This is a genomic window from Agromyces aerolatus, assembly GCF_031432255.1.
Classification (GTDB): domain Bacteria; phylum Actinomycetota; class Actinomycetes; order Actinomycetales; family Microbacteriaceae; genus Agromyces.
Window position 1 is genome coordinate 194,503 of the sequence record NZ_JAVKGQ010000006.1, and the last position, 13,576, is coordinate 208,078.

The 13,576-nt window shown below is 69.3% G+C and carries 13 protein-coding genes and 1 tRNA gene; 2 read left to right on the plus strand and 12 right to left on the minus strand.

Going from position 1 to position 13,576, the window contains the following annotated elements; genetic code table 11:
• Positions 1 to 67: 67 nt before the first annotated feature.
• Positions 68 to 985 (minus strand): DMT family transporter, encoded by a 918-nt coding sequence (locus RH864_RS10240; protein WP_310517443.1) that lies wholly within the window; start codon positions 983 to 985, stop codon positions 68 to 70.
• 41 nt (positions 986 to 1,026) lie between these two features.
• On the opposite strand from RH864_RS10240, the gene def reads away from it, so the two are divergent.
• Positions 1,027 to 1,590, plus strand: a complete 564-nt coding sequence (gene def, locus RH864_RS10245) for a peptide deformylase (protein WP_310517444.1) — start codon at positions 1,027 to 1,029, stop codon at positions 1,588 to 1,590.
• A 15-nt stretch (positions 1,591 to 1,605) separates the two neighbouring features.
• On the opposite strand, the gene RH864_RS10250 is transcribed toward def, so the two are convergent.
• The 4 genes from RH864_RS10250 to RH864_RS10265 all read right to left on the minus strand — a co-directional run bounded on the left by RH864_RS10250 (position 1,606) and on the right by RH864_RS10265 (position 4,177).
• Positions 1,606 to 1,911 carry an AzlD domain-containing protein gene (locus tag RH864_RS10250; protein ID WP_310517445.1) on the minus strand — a complete coding sequence of 102 codons (306 nt, stop codon included), beginning with the start codon at positions 1,909 to 1,911 and terminating at the stop codon, positions 1,606 to 1,608.
• Positions 1,908 to 2,633, minus strand: coding sequence for an AzlC family ABC transporter permease (locus RH864_RS10255; RefSeq protein ID WP_310517446.1), 726 nt, complete (start codon positions 2,631 to 2,633; stop codon positions 1,908 to 1,910). The genes RH864_RS10250 and RH864_RS10255 overlap by 4 nt, the downstream gene beginning before the upstream one ends.
• Positions 2,634 to 2,957: 324 nt before the next feature.
• Positions 2,958 to 3,455, minus strand: coding sequence for a hypothetical protein (locus RH864_RS10260; RefSeq protein WP_310517447.1), 498 nt, complete (start codon positions 3,453 to 3,455; stop codon positions 2,958 to 2,960).
• 104 nt (positions 3,456 to 3,559) lie between these two features.
• Positions 3,560 to 4,177 (minus strand): TetR/AcrR family transcriptional regulator, encoded by a 618-nt coding sequence (locus tag RH864_RS10265; RefSeq protein WP_310517448.1) that lies wholly within the window; start codon positions 4,175 to 4,177, stop codon positions 3,560 to 3,562.
• 71 nt (positions 4,178 to 4,248) lie between these two features.
• Between RH864_RS10265 and RH864_RS10270 the strand changes: the two genes are divergently transcribed.
• Positions 4,249 to 4,710, plus strand: a complete 462-nt coding sequence (locus RH864_RS10270) for an ester cyclase (RefSeq protein WP_310517449.1) — start codon at positions 4,249 to 4,251, stop codon at positions 4,708 to 4,710.
• A 92-nt stretch (positions 4,711 to 4,802) separates the two neighbouring features.
• Here RH864_RS10270 and RH864_RS10275 read toward each other — a convergent pair.
• From RH864_RS10275 to dnaG, 7 genes are all read right to left on the minus strand, one after another.
• Positions 4,803 to 4,875: transfer RNA gene (locus tag RH864_RS10275), tRNA-Asn, on the minus strand.
• Positions 4,876 to 4,966: 91 nt separating this feature from the next.
• A complete protein-coding gene (locus RH864_RS10280) occupies positions 4,967 to 5,830 on the minus strand; it encodes an ATP-binding cassette domain-containing protein (protein WP_310517450.1) in 864 nt (287 codons plus the stop codon).
• A complete protein-coding gene (locus RH864_RS10285) occupies positions 5,830 to 7,518 on the minus strand; it encodes an ABC transporter ATP-binding protein (protein ID WP_310517451.1) in 1,689 nt (562 codons plus the stop codon). Before RH864_RS10285 ends, RH864_RS10280 begins: the two co-directional genes overlap by 1 nt.
• The gene (locus RH864_RS10290) at positions 7,515 to 8,603 is read right to left on the minus strand and encodes an ABC transporter permease (RefSeq protein WP_310517452.1); all 1,089 of its coding nucleotides are present in this window, start codon (positions 8,601 to 8,603) and stop codon (positions 7,515 to 7,517) included. The genes RH864_RS10285 and RH864_RS10290 overlap by 4 nt, the downstream gene beginning before the upstream one ends.
• A gap of 2 nt (positions 8,604 to 8,605) precedes the next feature.
• Complete coding sequence (locus RH864_RS10295) at positions 8,606 to 9,700, minus strand: ABC transporter permease (RefSeq protein ID WP_310517453.1); 1,095 nt, start codon at positions 9,698 to 9,700, stop codon at positions 8,606 to 8,608.
• 103 nt (positions 9,701 to 9,803) lie between these two features.
• Positions 9,804 to 11,435, minus strand: a complete 1,632-nt coding sequence (locus tag RH864_RS10300) for an ABC transporter substrate-binding protein (RefSeq protein ID WP_310517454.1) — start codon at positions 11,433 to 11,435, stop codon at positions 9,804 to 9,806.
• A gap of 223 nt (positions 11,436 to 11,658) precedes the next feature.
• Positions 11,659 to 13,545, minus strand: a complete 1,887-nt coding sequence (dnaG, locus tag RH864_RS10305; protein WP_310517455.1) for a DNA primase — start codon at positions 13,543 to 13,545, stop codon at positions 11,659 to 11,661.
• Positions 13,546 to 13,576 lie beyond the last annotated feature (31 nt).

Genomic DNA, 13,576 nt, shown 5'->3' on the forward strand with positions numbered 1-13,576 from the left:
GCAGCGCAGATCCGAGGGGCTTGGGAGCGCATGTCACCCGATCGGATGACTCGGGGCGCCGCCGTGCTCAGACGCGCGTCTGCGGGTGGTTCCTGGCCAGCTGGAACACACCCCACACGGCGATGATGCCGGCCAGGACGAACACGCCGATCGCCCAGAGCGGCGCCTGCGACGCCTCGCCGAGCACGACGATGCCGATGGTGACGGCGACGATCGGGTCGACGACCGTGAGCCCGGCGATCACGAGGTCGGGCGGGCCCGAGGCATGGGCGTTCTGGACGAAGTAGGCCCCGAGCGCGGTCGCCAGGAGCAGGGCGATGAGGCACAGCAGCGTGAGCCACTCGAACTCGCGCTGCTGCAGCCGGCCGAGGATGACCTTCGCGAGCGTCGCGACGAACCCGTAGATCACGCCCGCCATGATCACGTAGAAGATGGCCCTGAGCCGGTCGCGGAAGATCACGAACGCCGCGCCCGCGGCGGCGAGGACCACGGCGAGGATGATCAGGATGGTGATCAGGTGCTGGTCGGTGACGGGCTGGTCGACGGCGGTGAAGGCGGCGACGCCGACGAACAGGAACACGCCGCCGACGCACATGGCGATCGCCGTGATCGCCTTGTGGTTGAGCTTCACGTGCGCGACGCGCGAGTTGACGATCGAGGTGAGCACGAGCGCGATCGCCCCGAGCGGCTGCACGACGATGATCGGTGCGAAGTAGAGGCTCGAGAGCTGGAACGCGATCGCGAGGCCGAGCATGAGCGTGCCGAGCACCCAGGAGGGTCGTGCGAGCAGCAGCATGAGCTGCTGCCCGTTCAAGCCTTTGCCGAACGAGTCGACGGTGCGCGACTCGACCTTGACGACGCCGCGGTGCTGGAACTGGGCGCCGAGCGAGAGGAAGACCGCGCCGACGAGCGCGAGCGGGATACCGATGAACTGAACGGGGTCGAGGGCGATCTGCTCAGTCAGGTCGCTCAGGTCCGGATTCACGACCACGACCCTACCCGCTCGGTCCCCGATATCCTTGGCGAATGGCCGTTCGACCGATCCGAATCACCGGCGATCCCGCCCTCCACTCCCCCGCCGCATGGGTGCCCGAGATCCACCAGGGAATCCGCGAGCTCGTCGACGACCTGTTCGAGACGATGGACCGGGCTCCGGGCGTCGGTCTCGCCGCGCCCCAGGTCGGTGTCCCGCTCCGGATCTTCACCTACGGCTGGACCGACGAGGACGGTGTCGCATGGCGCGGCGTCGCGATCAATCCCGAGCTGTGGATCAGTCCGCCGCCGCCCGGCGAGCCGGGCTCGGACGAGGAGGAAGGGTGCCTCTCGTTCCCGGGTGAGCGGTTCGGGCTGCGCCGGGCCGAGAAGGCGATCCTGCGGGCCACCGATCTCGAGGGCGCGCGCTTCGAGATCGAGGCGACCGGATGGCTCGCCCGTATCTTCCAGCACGAGTACGACCACCTCGAGGGCGTGCTGTACACCGATCGGCTGAGCGAGGACGACCGGCGGATCGTCCACAAGATCACGAAGAAGCTCGGCTGGGGCAAGCCAGGGAAGCAGTGGCTGCCGGGCGTCGACGACCTCGAGGGCTGACCCGAGCGCGTCGTCTCACGTCAGCGCACGGATGGCGGCGGCGACGCCGGCCGCCACGAACACGACGATCACGAACGGCACTCTGAGTGCGAACAGCGCGGCCGCGACGATGACGGCCGGCAGGCGCGCGTCGATCTCGAGCGCCTGTCCGGCGCCGAAGGTCTGCACGGCGATGAGCGCGGCGAGCAGTGCGACCGTCAGCAGGTCGGCGATGCGGGCGGGCCGCTCGCGCTCGAGGAAGCCCGCCGGCACGAAGTAGCCCGCGAGCTTCAACGCGAGGGTCGCCACGCTCGCGAGCAGGATGATGTGCCACACGGTCATGCCGCCCGCCTCCGCCCCAGAAGGTCGAACCAGCCGACCGCGACGGCGACGAGCGCGGCCACGAGCACTGGCAGCCCCGGCATGAGCACGGGGGTCGTGAACGCGGCGACCAGGCCGGCCGCGACGGCGACCGCACCGGCCTGCAGCGTCTTGAGCCTGGGCCACAGCAGCCCGAGGAACGCCGCAGCCGCGGCCGCGTCGAGCCCCCAGGCATCCGTGTCGCCGATCGCGTCGCCGATCAATGCGCCGATCAGCGTGGTCACGTTCCAGCCGACGAAGATGGCGAGGCCGGTCACCCAGAATCCGATGCGGGCCTGGCGTTCGTCGGTCTGCGCGAGCGCGACCGCCGTCGACTCGTCGATGGTGACCCACGCCGCCGCCGCCCGGCGCCACGGCCCGCCGGTGTCGACGATCGGCTTCATACGCATGCCGTAGACGACGTTGCGCACGCCGAGCAGGGCCGCGGTCGCGATCGCGGACCCGCCCGCCGCGACCCCGCCGCTCGCGAGCACGCCGACCAGCGCGAACTGCGACCCGCCGGTGAACATGATCAGGCTGAGGAACGCGGTCTGCCAGACGTCGAGCCCGGCCGCGACCGCGAGCGCACCGAACGAGATGCCGTATACGGCCGTCGCGAGACCGACCGCGAGCCCGTCACGAACGGCGGGTGACCGAGCGAGCGAGCGCCCCGAGGCATCCGCTCGCTCCACGCCGTCGTCCACGTCACCTCCCGCGCCCGCTCACCGAATCTCGAACGCTCCAGGATAGCGAGCGCCGGCCCCCGACGCGGACCGCGGGGCGGCGCCGCCGCGTCGTCCGCGTGCACGGCCGTGCGCCCCGGACTGGGGGCATCAGTGCGCCCGGTCCCACCCCTAAGCTGATCGGCGTTGCGCAAATGCAGGTTGAGCGTCCGCTTCGCGAACGCTCGGCGCGACCAGCGCAGACCCCACGACTTCGCGGCCCGATGAACACGGCCGCAGCACACCTCGCCGGCGATCCCGGCGACGCAAGGAACCCCGCACCCCTCCGTGGCGGGGTTCTTTGCTTCAGTCCGCGCGCCAGTGCACACCCATGATGCGCGCGACCGCCTCGAGCAGCTCGGCGGCCCGCACGGTCACCAGATACTCGGCGACGGGCTCGAGCTGGGCACGGTGCACCGGCCCGAGCGACACCGTCGCGGTGTCCAGCTCCTCGGCGTCGTCGACGGTCAGGACGACGTCGAACGCGTTCGCCACCACCTCGCTCGGCGCCACACGTCGCAGCCGCCAGTACGGGCCGAGCGGTTCGAGGTCCGACTCGTAGGCCTCATCGAAGCTGACCGGCAGCTCGAACGCGAGCGCCCGGATCAGGTCTCCGCCGTGCAGCATCGTCTGCGCATCAGGGATCGCCCGGCCAGGCAGCGACGAGCCGTAGAGCAACAGCTCGTCATCGGCGTGACCGGCGAGCAGCAGCATCCGCCGTCCGTCGACGTCGGGCACCATGGCCCCCGAGAACGGCGGGACTCCGTGTCCGACGTCCACCTCGAAGCGCTGCGCCTCACCCACGGTTCGAGGATCGCAGACCGAGCGCGTTGCGGGAACGCTCTGAGTGTCAGGCGCCCACGCCGTCGGCACCGCGACCGTCGACTCGTCATGCGACCGCGCACTGCCTACGGCCGTGGAGTGAGGAGTTGCGCGACGAGGTTGTCGGCCAGCCAGACCTCGAACCGGTCGACGGGCCAGCCTGATTCGCCGACGAGCTCCCCGTAGACACCCGGCGCTGCGTAGGCCCGGAAGACGGCTTGGGCATCGGTCAGCGAAACGACGAGGTCGGCTTCGACGGAGGCGATCAGACTGTCCATCACGCGGTTCCGGCCTCGCAGTTTGGCGCGAAGCAGGTCGCGTGTCTCGCGGTCCTCGTCCATCGCGGCGTCCAGGATGCGCACGACGTCGAAATCCGCCGAGTAGAGGGCGGTCAGCCACATCGCTGCGCCCCGCACCCGCGCGGCAGGTTCCTGCAGATCGAGGATGCGCGTGGCGAGCTCGCGCGCATGCGCCCGCTGCAGCCACCGATCGCAGATCACGTTCAAGATCTCCCGCTTCGCGCCGAACGCCGCGTACAGCGTACGGTTCGCTACCCCGGCCTCGTGCGCGATGGAATTCATACTCGTCGTCGCGTAGCCGTGCTGTGCGAACAGGCGCTGTGCGGCGTCGGCGATCCGATACCGGGTGGCCTCAGCCTGTTCCTGCCGATACGACCTGCGCGGGGTCTTGACGGATTCGCTCATCGGGTCCACACTACTACTGCAGTCGATGCAGCGTTACTGCACTGAGTGCATTACATCTGCAGGAGATCATCATGAAGACCAATCAATTCCCACCCACGGTGCGTGCAATCGAGCGCATGCTCGTCGAGGGATTCGCGGGCGGAGACCTCAGCATCGTCGACGAACTGTGCCATCCCGACCTGGTCGAGCATCAGTTCGGGTTACGGGGCGTCGGCGAGGAGGCCAAAGCGAAGATCCGACAGGCGATGCTGCTGGTCCACGGAGCATTCCCCGACCTGTCATTCACAATCGGAGCCTGGACACAGGACGACGACACCACGTGGGTGCGCGCTGAAGGTGTCGCCACGAACACCGGTCCGTTCCTTGCCCCGCCGAGCGGGCGACCGGTGGAGTTCACCGTGGTCGACGTGGCTCGCTTCGCCGACGGACGCATCGTCGAACACTGGGGCGTTCCCGACCGGTTCGCACTCTCGGTGCAGACCGGCCTCCTGGATGAGGCACTCGCCAGCCACCTCGCGCATCACCCCGGCTGAACGCCGGTCATGTGCGGTGCCGTCGGAGTCCACCATCACGGGAAAGCAACAACGCCCCCAGCCTGAAACCCCAGGCTGGCGGCGTTCTCTCGCTCCCCCACTTGGACTCGAACCAAGAACCTATCGGTTAACAGCCGATTGCTCTGCCAATTGAGCTATGGAGGATCACTGCGCGTTCGGCAGCGTCGTCAATCCTAGCAAAGCCGTGCGCGGACTCCCAATCGAGGCCGGCTCAGCGCGCGACGCCGCAGACCGGTCAGGATCCGGGTGCCCGATCGAGGTCGTCGATGATCGCGTGACCGCCGTCGAGCGCGCCCGCGAGCGCCTTCACATACGGGTGATGCGGGTCTTCGAGCACCTCGGCGATGGTGCCGATCGCGACGATCGCCCCACGGTCGAGGACGGCGATGCGGTCGGCGACGCGGCGCAGCACGGGTAGGTCGTGCGAGATCACGACGGCCGCGAACCGCTGCGAGGCGCGGAGCTCGCTGATGACCTGCGCGACGACGTCGCGCACGGTGAGGTCGATGCCCGCGGTCGGCTCGTCGGCGATGTAGAGCATCGGGCCGAGGACGAGCGAGCGCGCGATCGCGACCCGCTGACGCTGGCCGCCGCTGAGCTCGTACGGGTAGCGGTCGAGCATGCCGAGCGGGAGCCGGACGGCGTCGACGAGCGCGGCGACGCGCGAGGCGAGCGCACGCTGGTCGTAGTGACGGTCGCGGGCGAGGATCGGTTCTCCGACGATCTCGCCGACGGATCGGTCGGCCGGCAGCCTGGATGCGGCGTCCTGGGGCAGGTACCCGACATGGAACTGGTGCTCGGCGAGGCGCCGACGAGACATCCGCCGCCCCATGCGCTGGCCGAGGACGCGCGCCTCGCCACCCGTGACGACCGGCCGGACCTCGGCGTCCCTCGGGTCGAGGAACGCACCCGAGAGCACCTTCGCGAGCGTGCTCTTGCCGCTCCCCGCGCTGCCGAGGACCCCGACCACCTCGCCGGGGGCGAGCCGGAGCTCGATGCCGTGCAGCGCGACGTGCGCCTCAGACGCGCCGTGCGCGGGGTATTCGACCGACAGGTCGCTCAGATCGACCGGGTGACCGTGGGCGGGTGAGCGGTGCATCAACCAGCTTCCTGCAGGCGGTGCAGCTCGGCCCGGCGTTCCGCCTGGGCCACGGGGTCGGGCACAGGCAGGCTGGCGAGCAGACGCTGCGTGTACGGATGCCTCGGCGAGCCCAGTACCTCGGCACCGGTGCCCTCCTCGACGAGTTCCCCATGATAGAGCACCGCGATGCGGTCGACGAGGAGGTCGACGACGGCGAGGTCGTGGCTGATGAACAGCGAGGCGAACCCGAACTCGCGCTGGAGCTCGCCGAACAGCTCGAGCACGCGGGCCTGCACCGAGACGTCGAGCGCGGAGGTGGGCTCGTCGGCGATGAGCAGCTCGGGTTCGAGCGCGAGGGCGCGCGCGAGGCTCGCGCGCTGCCGCTGTCCGCCAGAGAGCTCGTGCGGGTACCGGTCGCCGTAGGCACGTGGCAGCTGCACCGCCTCGAGCAGCTCGTCGACGCGGGGCCGCGCGTCGGCGGCCGAGCCCGCGCGACCGTGGATGATGAGCGGCTCGGCCACGCACTCGGCGATCGTGAGGAGCGGGTTGAAGCTCGACGCCGGGTCCTGGAACACGAAGCCGATCCGGCTTCGCACGGGGCGGAACTCGCGCTCCTTGATGCCGCGCATCTCGTGCCCGAGCACCCGGAGCGACCCGTTCGTGACCGCCGTGAGTCCGGCGATCGCGCGACCGATGGTCGTCTTCCCGGACCCCGACTCCCCCACGAGCCCGAGGACCTCACCAGGCCGGATGACGAAGTCGACGCCGTGGACCGCCCGGAACCCGGATCGTCCGAACCTCCCGGGGTACTCGATCTCGAGCCCCCGTGCCTCGACCACTGGCGCCTGCTCGGCCCACCCTCCGGGCCGCTGCGCGGCCCGCTCAGCGGCGCGCGCCACGCCGTGCCCCACGTACGGGACGGCCGCGAGCAGCTGCTTCGTGTACTCGGCCTTCGGGGCGGTGAACAGCGTGCGTGCGTCGGCCTGCTCGACGACGTTGCCCTGGTACATGACCGCGACCCGGTCGGCGAGGTCGGCGACGACGCCCATGTTGTGCGTGATCAGCACGATGGCGGTGCCGAACTCGTCGCGGAGGGTGCGCAGCAGGTCGAGGATCTCGGCCTGCACGGTCACGTCGAGCGCCGTGGTCGGCTCGTCGGCCACGATCAGCCCCGGGTCGAGCACGAGCGCCATCGCGATCACGATGCGCTGCTTCTGGCCGCCCGAGAACTGGTGCGGGTAGTGGTCGACCCGCTGCTCGGGGTCGGGGATGCCGACCCGGCGCAGCACATCGATGGCCTTGGCGCGCGCCTCCTGCTTCGAGACGGTGCCGTGCGCGCGCAGGCCCTCCATGATCTGCCAGCCGACCGTGTAGACCGGGTTGAGCGCGGTCGACGGCTCCTGGAACACCATGGCGACGTCGGTGCCGCGGATCTCGCGCAGCCGCGCGAGGTCGAGGCTGATCACGTCGTGCTCGCGCGTGCCCTCGCGGTTCGCGAGGATGACGGCGCCGTTCGTGGTCGCGGTCTCGGGCAGCAGGCCGAGGATGGTCTTGGCGGTGACGGTCTTGCCACTGCCCGACTCGCCGACGATCGCGAGCACCTCGCCGCGCTCGACGTGGAGCGACACGTCGTCGACGGCTTTCACGGGCCCCGCGTCGGTCGCGAACGAGACGCCGAGGTGCTCGATGTTGACGATGGCGCTCATGGCTTGACTCCGATCCCGTGCTCGTCGAACGTCGCCCCGGGCTCGAGCCCGTCGACGCCGCCGGGTCCGGCGACGAGCGTGCCGCCCGGCACCACCGACGTCTCCGCGACCTGGCCGGCGGCCTGCGCGACCCGTCGGCGCCCGCGGAGACGCGGGTCGGCGAGGTCGTTCAGGCTCTCGCCGACGAGCGTGATGCCGAGCACGGTGAACACGATCGCGAGGCCGGGATAGAGCGCCGTCCACCAGATCCCGCTCAGCACGTCGGACTGCGCCTTCGAGAGGTCGTATCCCCACTCGGCGGCGGCCGTCGGCTCGATGCCGAAGCCGAGGAAGCCGAGGGCGGACAGCGTCAGGATCGCCTCGGACGAGTTCAGCGTGATGATGAGCGGCAGCGTGCGCGTGGCGTTGCGGAACACGTGCTTGAACACGATGCGACCGTTGGACGCCCCGAGCACCTTCGCCGACTCGACGTACGCCTCGGCCTTGATCCGCACGGTCTCGGCCCTGATGACCCGGAAGTACTGCGGGATGTAGATCACCGTGATCGAGATGGCCGCGGCCAGCACACCGCCCCAGAGGCTCGACTGTCCGCCCGAGATGACGATCGCCATCACGATCGCGAGCAGCAACGACGGGAAGGCGTAGATCGCGTCGCTCACGACGACGAGCACCCGGTCGAGCCAGCCGCCGAAGTAGCCCGCGTAGAGCCCGAGCGCGACACCGATGAAGATCGACAGCAGCACCGCGACGATGATCGTGAGGATCGCAGTCTGCGAACCCCAGATGACGCGGGACAGCACGTCGTACCCACCGACGGTCGTGCCGAACCAGTGTTCGGCCGACGGCGGTCGCTGCGAGCCGAACGACTCGCCGTCGGCGCTGCGCTGTGCGAACCCGTACGGGGCGAGCAGCGGCGCGAAGATCGCGGAGAGGATGAAGATGCCGAGCATCACGAGACCCGCGATGAGCATGCCGCGCTGGAGGCCGACGCTCTGCCTGAGCTGGTGGACGACCGGCAGCCGATCGACGAGACGGCGCTTGCGCGCCGGTGCGGGGGCGGGCACGGCCGACGAGGTCGCAGTCATGCTCAGTACCTCACCCTCGGGTCGACGAACGCCGCGATGATGTCGACGAGGAAGTTCGTGATCGCGACGATGACCGCGAGCAGCGCCACGATGCCCTGCACGGCCACGAAGTCCCGCGCCTCCAGGAAGCGGGCCAGGGTGAACCCGAGCCCCTTCCACTCGAACGTCGTCTCGGTGAGCACGGCGCCGCCGAGGAGCAGGGCGATCTGCAGGCCGATGACCGTGATGATCGGGATCAGCGCCGGCCGGTACGCATGCTTCCGCAGGAGGCGTGACTCGCGCACGCCCCGGGAGCGTGCCGCGTCGACGTAGTCGGTGTTGAGCGTGCCGATCACGTTCGTCCGGACGAGCCTCAGGAAGATGCCGGCCGTCAGCAGCCCGAGCGCGACGGCGGGCAGCACGGCGTGGGCGAGCACGTCGCCCAGCACCTGCGGGTCACCCGTCATGATCGCGTCGATCGTGTAGAAGCCCGTTCGGTTGGGCAGCTGCTGCATCGCGATCTCGGATTCGACGTCGGCGCGTCCGGCGACCGGCAGCCACTTGAGCCAGACCGAGAAGATGAGCTTGAGGATGAGGCCGGCGAAGAAGACGGGCACGGCGTACCAGTAGATGGCCAGCACGCGGAAGATGGCGTCCTGCGGCTTGTCGCGGTGATACGCCGCAAGCAGGCCGAGCGGGATGCCGACGGCGAACGCGACGATGAGCGAGTAGAAGACCAGCTCGAACGTCGCGGGCCCGTAGGTCATCAGCACCTCGAAGACCGGCCGGTTCGTGGTCAGCGTCGACCCGAAGTCGAGCACGGCGATCTGGCCGAGGTACTCGAGGTACTGCACGAAGATGGGGCGGTCGTAGCCGGCCTCGGCGCGGAGCTCGGCGAGCTGGTCGGCGCTGAGCCGCCCGCCCTGCGCCGCGGTGATCGGATCGCCCGTCAGCCGCATCAGGAAGAAGACGAGCGTCACGAGGATGAAGATGGTCGGGATGATCAGCAGGAATCGGACGAGCAGATAGCGTCCGAATCCGCCACCGGCGGCTCGCGATCTCGCCTGGCGCGGACCCTGTGGGTCCTCGGCGGTCGTGAGCGCATCGACTGCGGTCATGGGTTCCTCAGCTTGCTTGGGACGACAGCGTGCATGGAAAGGGGGCGACCCGCGTGTGCGGGTCGCCCCCCCGGTCGTGGGATGGGTGCGACCCCCGCCCGGATCAGTCCTTCGAGAGGGCCGCGTACCGGAACTTGAACGACGCGTCGAGCGTGTCTTCGGCTCCTTGCACGTCAGCGCCGACGACCGCGACCTGCGCCCCCTGCATGTAGGGGATCGTCGAGAGGTCGGCCGCGACCTTGTCCTGGATCTCCTCGATCAGCGCGGTGCGTGCCGCTTCGTCGGGCGTGACCGCCTGCTCGAGCACGAGGTCGTTGACCTCGGGGTTGTCGTAGTGGTTCGCGAGGAAGTTCTCCGTGAGGAAGAACGGCGTGAGGTAGTTGTCGGCGTCCGAGTAGTCCGGGAACCAGCCGAGCTGGTACGCGGGGTACAGATCGGCGACCCGGTCCTTCGAGTACTGCACCCATTCGGTCGACTGCAGGTTGACCGAGAACAGGCCGCTCTCCTCGAGGTTCTCCTTGATGATCGCGTACTCGTCGGCTGACGACGGACCGTAGCGCTCGGAGACGTACTGGATCGAGATGTCGAGCGGAGTCTCGACGCCCGCCGTCTGGAGGCGCTCCGCGGCCTTGTCGGGGTCGGGTGCACCGTTGCCGTCGCCGTACAGACCCTTGAGCGACTCGGTCGCGCCGGTCAGCCCCTCGGGCACATACGAGTACAGCGGGGTGAAGGTGCCCTTGTACACCTCCTCCGAGATCGCGTCGCGGTCGATGAGGTCCGCGATCGCCTGGCGCACGGCCAGGGCCTTCGCCGGGTCGGCCTCGGGAGTGGTCGCACCGAACGGCATCGTGTTGAAGTTGAACACGAGGTACCGGATCTCCCCACCGGGGCCGTCGACGACCTTCACACTGTCGTTGCCGCGGAGGTCATCGATGTCGGTCGCGCTGAGCGTGCGGTGCGCGACGTCGATGTTGCCCTCCTGGACGTCGAGCTTCAGGTTCGAGGCATCCGTGTAGTACCGGACGTTGACGGTGTCGGTCTTCGCAGCCCCCAGCAGCCCCTGGTAGTCGGGGTTCGCTTCGTAGGACACGAGCTCGTTGAAGTTGTAGTTCGTGATCGTGTACTGACCCGCGAATGCGTTGCCGTCGACGATCTCGTCGTCGCTCGTGACCGAGTCGGCCGAGAAGACGTCTTCGTCGACGATCGGGCCGGCGGGGCTCGACAGGACCTGCGCGAACGTCTGGTCGTTCGGCGACTTCAGCGTGAACACGACCGTGAGGTCGTCGGGCGTGTCGATCGAGTCGATGTTGAACAGCAACGCCGACGGCCCGTTCGGGTCGGCGATCGCGAGCTGCCGGTCGAACGTGAACTTCACGTCGGACGACGTGAGCTCGTTGCCGTTCGCGAACGTCAGCCCGTCCTTGAGCGTCACGGTGTACTCGTTGTCCGAGGTGAACTCGGCGGACTCCGCAATGTCGGGCTCGACGTCGGGGCTGCCATAGGGCGTGTTCATCAGGAACGGATAGACCTGGTTCATGACGGCGAAGGAGCCGTTGTCGTACGAGCCTGCGGGGTCGATCGAGGTGATCTGCTCGGTCGTTCCGATCGTCAGCGAGCCGGCCGAGTCGCCGCCGTCGCCACCGCCACCCGCGGTGCATCCGGCGAGTGTGAGCGCGGCCACTGAGAAGCCGGCCACCGCGACGAGTGCGCGGCGGCTCTGGAATGCGGACGTCATCTGCGTCTCCCTCTTCCTTTTGGGAACGAGCGCGCGGACGAGAAGCGCCGGCGCTTTGGTCGATGTCACCAGATGTAGCACGGGCCTGCAGATTCGGCGCCATCCACCCCGTTCGGGGGCCGGAGTATTTACCGAAGTGCAACGTTCGCCGCAGGAGATGCGCGCAGATGAGCACGAAGCGGAGATGGTTCGCCGCCTTATCGCGGGATACGAGGCGTCGGATTCACTCGGGACCGAGCGCGCGCCGCTCTCGCTCGAGGTCGACGAGGGCACGCTGGATGGTCGCGAAGGTCTCACGGTCGGCCGGGTCGGTGCGCTGCAACCGCCCCAGCAGTTCGCGCTTCTGACGGAGCAGCTCGCGTTCGACGAGCGCGGTCAGCACCCCGAGGACGTATGCGTTCAGCACGGCCTCACTGCTCTGCGGCACGGGTGCGACGACGAGTTGGTGCACGATGCTCGCGTACGGCGCGGGCACCTCGGCGACCACGCGGTCGACGCTCAGCGCACCACCGCTGGCCAGCACCGAGGCAACCCCGTCGCGCACGACGGCGAGCGTCTCGTTGCCGAATCGGGTGTCGGTCGCCTGCGCGAGCAGCTCCGCGCCCGCGACGTCGGGGAACTGCAGCATGGCCTGCAGCGCGTCGCGTTCGAGCCTCGTCGACGGGTCGGCCGGGAGCTCGGTGATCGAGAACGGGCGCGCGGGAGCCTCGGCTGCGGGTTCGCGGTCGCCGGGCGCACCGCCCCGGCCGGATGCCTCGCTCCCCCGCCGCTCGCCTGCGTCGCGTGCTCGGGCAGAGGCGGCCTTCGCGCCGCGCACGGCGCGCTCGACCTCGGCGAGCTCCGTGCCGAGCATGCGCGCGAGCTCGCGAGTGTATCCCGGTCGGAGCGACGCGTCGCGGATGTCGGCGACGATCGGCGCCGCGGCGCGCAACGCCGCCACACGACCTTCGACGGTGTCGAGGTCGAACCGCGCCAGCGTGTGCCTCAGCACGAACTCGAACATGGGCGTCTTCTGCTCGACGAGGGCGCGTACGGCGTGATCGCCTTTCGCCAGCCGCAGATCGCAGGGGTCGAGCCCGTCGGGCGCGACCGCGACGTACGTCTGCGCCGTGAACCGCTGCTCGTCCGCGAAGGCGCGCATGGCCGCCTGCTGACCGGCCGCGTCGCCGTCGAACGTGAACACGACCTCACCGCCGGCGTCATCGCCGAGGACGCGGCGCAGCACCCGGATGTGCTCGACGCCGAACGCGGTGCCGCAGGTCGCGATCGCCGTGGTGACCCCCGCGAGGTGGCAGGCCATGACGTCGGTGTAGCCCTCGACGACGACCACGCGATGGTTGCGTGAGATGTCGCGTTTCGCGAGATCGAGACCGTAGAGCACCTGTGCCTTGCGGTAGATCGGCGTCTCGGGGGTGTTCAGGTACTTGGGGCCGTCATCGTCCTCGAGCAGCCGCCGGGCCCCGAAGCCCACGGTCTGGCCGGTCACGTCGCGGATCGGCCAGACGAGCCTGCCCCGGAACCGGTCGTAGACGCCGCGGCCCTGCGAGACGAGGCCGGCGGCCGCGAGCTCGTCGACGCTGAAGCCCCGGCCTTTGAGGTGGTTGGTGAGCCGATCCCAGCTCTTCGGTGCGAACCCGACCCCGAACCGGCGGGCGGCCTCGGCGTCGAAACCGCGTTCGCCGAGGAATCGCCGGCCCGGGTCGGCCTCGGGGGCGATGAGCTGTTCGGTGAAGAACTCGGCGGCGGCCTGGTTGGCGGCGAGCAGTCTGGCGCGATTGCCGTGGTCCTGCGACGGACCGCCGCCCTCCTCGTAGTGCAGCTGGTAGGCGATGCGCCCGGCGAGCCGTTCGACGGCCTCGGAGAAGGAGACGTGGTCGATCTTCTGCAGGAACGTGTAGACGTCGCCGGATTCGCCGCATCCGAAGCAGTGGTAGTAGCCGAGTTGCGGGCGGACGTTGAAGCTCGGGCTGCGCTCGTCGTGGAACGGGCAGAGCCCTTTCAGCGCGCCGACGCCTGCGGACTTGAGGGTCACGTGTTCACCGATGATGTCGGCGATGTTCGTGCGGGCTTTGACCTCTTCGACGTCCTGTTGTCGTATACGGCCCGCCATGTTCACATCCTATTCGCCGGGACTCGGCCGG